This is a genomic window from Mariniflexile sp. (assembly GCF_052728615.1).
Genome location: NZ_JBFVFE010000109.1, coordinates 1 through 3,743, shown reverse-complemented (window position 1 = coordinate 3,743; position 3,743 = coordinate 1). Strand labels below are relative to the sequence as shown.

The window sequence follows — 3,743 nt, the reverse complement described above, 5'->3', positions numbered from 1 at the left end:
CTCTCGATACCCAAGGGAATGATTGTATGGAAGAACCATGTGACCGATAAAAAAGAAATAATATGAACACATGAAACGAACCATCAACCATATAGCATTAACATTTTTTACCGTGCTTATTTTAGTAAGCTGTAAGGAAAAAGCAACCTTGCAACGTTACTTTGTAGATCATCAAGAGTCTAAAAATTTTATAACACAGGATATACCCATATCCATGTTAAAAATTGATGCATCTAAATTTACCAAAGAGCAAAAAGAAGCTTATAATTCGGTAAACAGATTAAACTTTTTAGGCTATAAAGCTGGAGAGGTAGATGCTGAAACTTTAAAAGCCGAAATAGCTAAAGTTAAAACTATTTTAAGTGATGATAAATATAAAGATTTGATGGAGTTTAATGATAAAGGCAATAAAGTGGTTGTGAAATATATTGGTACCGATGAAGATGCCGAAGAAGTAATTGTTTTTGGAAGCTCTAAAGAAATGGGCTTTGGCATCGTTCGGGTGTTGGGCAATGATATGAGTCCGGAAAAGATGGCAACTTTAGTAGGTGTTTTACAAAGTGCCCATGTGGATGAAGAACAACTTAAAGAGGTTATTAATTTCTTTAAATAAAATAAGTTAACGTAAAAAGAAACGGTTTAAATTAATTGTGTCCGTTCGATGCAACTGATAAAAAAATTTATCAAGCGATATTGTTGACAATTAAATTGAATTTGAAACTGAAAATTTGAAAAGTATGGATTGTCCCCTAGAGGGGACTTTAGGGGTGTTTTTAAATTTTGAGCGCTATTTAAATATTTGAAAATCAAATATAAAAATACTTGTCAATGGTAGCGCAGTCGAGAACTTCTATTTCAAAGATTCTTAAAATAGGTCTCGACTTTAGTTTATCTTGGGCGAAGCCGAAAGACTCGACCAGACAAATAAAATTTTACCTTTTGTTTATTTTAAATCCTTTTGTCCTTCGTTTTTGGATTTGGAATTCACTATAAAAAAATTGACTATCACGAGCAAAAAAATAATGGTAAGAATGGTTTTTACAACATAATTATCCAAAATATCCAGTAATCCAGATACAAAAATACCAACTGCTACAACCCCGCAAAGTATTAATGACTGTTTGTCGTTCAACATGTTTTTTATTTAAATTCCCGTATAGTTACTGGGGGTAATACGTTTTAATTCGTCTTTTATTGTATGTGATACTTCTAAAGTATCAATAAAATTGGAAATGGAGTTTTTATTTATTTTTGCATGGGTTCTGGTCAGTCCTTTTAATGCCTCATAAGGATTCGGATATCCTTCCCTGCGCAAAATAGTTTGGATCGCCTCAGCCACTACAGCCCAATTGTTTTCCAGGTCTTCAGCAAATTTAGATTCGTTCAACAGTAATTTATCCAATCCTTTTAAAGTCGATTTAAAACCAATAATAGTATGCCCAAAAGGAACGCCCACATTTCGTAAAACCGTACTATCGGTTAAATCGCGTTGCAATCTCGATAATGGAAGTTTAGCCGATAGATGCTCAAAAATAGCGTTGGCAATTCCTAAATTACCTTCACTGTTTTCAAAATCGATGGGGTTAACTTTATGTGGCATCGCAGAACTCCCCACTTCGCCTGCTTTAATTTTTTGTTTAAAATACTCCATGGAAACGTAGGTCCAAATATCCCGATCTAAATCAATAATAATGGTGTTTATACGTTTTAAGGCATCAAACAAAGCTGCCATCTGGTCGTAATGCTCTATTTGCGTGGTTGGAAATGAGTGGTGCAAACCTAACTTTTCCTGTACAAATTTTCCACCAAAAGCTTTCCAATCAATTTTTGGATACGCTACGTGGTGCGCATTAAAATTGCCCGTAGCACCACCAAATTTGGCGGCACTTGGTATTGCGTTCAATAAATTAAACTGCTCTTGTAATCTAACCACAAACACTTCAATTTCTTTTCCAAGTCGGGTGGGAGATGCCGGTTGCCCATGGGTTCTTGCAAGCATCGGGATGGCTGCCCAATCTTCAGCCAATGTTTTTAGTTTATTTAAAACAATGGTATATTCCGGTACATAAACGGCGTTAATGGCTTCCTTAATACTTAACGGTATAGCGGTATTGTTTATGTCTTGGGACGTTAATCCAAAATGGATGAATTCCTTGAATTTAGATAAACCTAGGGCATCAAACTTTTCTTTTATAAAATACTCAACCGCCTTCACATCATGGTTTGTAACGCTTTCAATCTCTTTTATGGCAAGTGCATCATCACTGGTAAAATTTTTGTAAATGGTTCTTAAACCATCAAAAACACCTGTGTTTACCGCTTTAAGTTGTGGTAACGGAATTTCGCAAAGTGCAATAAAGTATTCTATTTCAACCAGAACACGGTATTTTATAAGTGCTTCCTCAGAAAAAAAAAGGGCTAATTCGTTTACTTTATTTCTATAGCGCCCATCAATGGGTGAGATGGCGTTTAATGATGATAATGACATGTGTGGTTTGGTTTTTTTTGATCCCGATATTTATCGGGATGCAAAGATACGTTTTTGATTTTTGATTTTTGAAGTTTTATAAATACGGGTGCACGACAAATTTCCCTAAAACTGGAATCTTGACCTGCAAGTCCCGATGGCAATCGGGATCGAAAACCTTGTAGGTCTTGAAGGATAAGTTCTGAGCCCAAACCTACAAGATACTTAAATCTCGCAGGTTTTCATCCATATTCAGGGGCGTTAGTGGAAACCATATTTGTTATCGGATGAATTCCGAAAAAGTGAAATTTGTCGTACACCCATAAATACCTTAAATCCGCAAGCAATTAATTTGTCAATTTAAAATTAATTTTCTAATGGAATTTTAACATTTCTGACTCCGATTCTGTTTGCTTTTTCCTGTTTTTGTATTAACGGTTAGGCTATGGTTAGTACGGGAATTAAAAGTAGTAAACTTTCGATTAAGCACTTAGCCAAATTTCTTGATTTTGTTTTATCTTTTCATTTCTAAAGCCAAATTTTTTGATTTGGCGGACTTTATTAAAAGCTCTAAACTTTGGGTTAAGCACCAAAACCCGTATTAATTATAGCCATTGTGTGTGCCCAGCATGGGCATCTTTTATTTACTGAAAGGTAAATAATTAATCTATAGGGTGCAAGTCCCTTATGCGCAAGAGTAACGTCTTGAAGCATTAGTAAGTCGCAAGGGTGAAAACCGTGAGGTTTTATCTGAAGGAAGCGGAACTACAAACCTCGGTACTGACGAACAGAAACCGTATACAGAGGCATATTTACTCGGGTAAGCAAGCACATCATTGTAACGCCCTAAGATTGCCAAAAGGGTAAGTATGTAGATACGGCAGCGATTGAGGGAAAGAAGATGCCATTACCTGGGGAGGTCTTCAAAACTACGAGTTGGTTATTTGGAGAAGTCAGCAGAAGTCATAGTACTTACAGGAAACGAGGTACAATAAGAATTGTACAGGTCTCACGGGTAAGGAAGGACAGAACATTAAATTACGTTGGAATTCGACTAGGATGCTTAGCTAGCCTAGTTTTAAACCAACAGGAGTACACGAATTATTGAATCTATGATTGAACAGGTATTATCAGCTACAAACCTTTTTAAGGCAACGCGACAAGTGGAGCGCAATAAAGGTGCGAGCGGCGTAGATGGTATGAAAACAACGGCACTTTCGGCATACATATTAGAAAACCGTTCGCTTATATTATCTACTATTCGCACAAATAGCTA

Annotated in this window: 3 protein-coding genes; 1 reads left to right on the top strand and 2 read right to left on the bottom strand. The window is 36.0% G+C overall.

Annotated features, from left to right (window positions below):
• Positions 1 to 70: 70 nt before the first annotated feature.
• Positions 71 to 613 (top strand): DUF4252 domain-containing protein, encoded by a 543-nt coding sequence (locus ACU1LP_RS19335; RefSeq protein WP_445737088.1) that lies wholly within the window; start codon positions 71 to 73, stop codon positions 611 to 613.
• A gap of 330 nt (positions 614 to 943) precedes the next feature.
• On the opposite strand, the gene ACU1LP_RS19330 is transcribed toward ACU1LP_RS19335, so the two are convergent.
• Positions 944 to 1,135, bottom strand: coding sequence for a hypothetical protein (locus ACU1LP_RS19330; RefSeq protein ID WP_445737087.1), 192 nt, complete (start codon positions 1,133 to 1,135; stop codon positions 944 to 946).
• A gap of 9 nt (positions 1,136 to 1,144) precedes the next feature.
• Positions 1,145 to 2,488, bottom strand: a complete 1,344-nt coding sequence (purB, locus tag ACU1LP_RS19325; protein WP_445737086.1) for an adenylosuccinate lyase — start codon at positions 2,486 to 2,488, stop codon at positions 1,145 to 1,147.
• Positions 2,489 to 3,743: the final 1,255 nt, after the last annotated feature.

Coding starts and splice junctions, on each gene's coding strand:
- ACU1LP_RS19330 (WP_445737087.1), bottom strand. CDS start 1,135: ATGTTGAACGACAAACAGTCATTAATACTTTGCGGGGTTGTAGCAGTT.
- purB (WP_445737086.1), bottom strand. CDS start 2,488: ATGTCATTATCATCATTAAACGCCATCTCACCCATTGATGGGCGCTAT.
- ACU1LP_RS19335 (WP_445737088.1), top strand. CDS start 71: ATGAAACGAACCATCAACCATATAGCATTAACATTTTTTACCGTGCTT.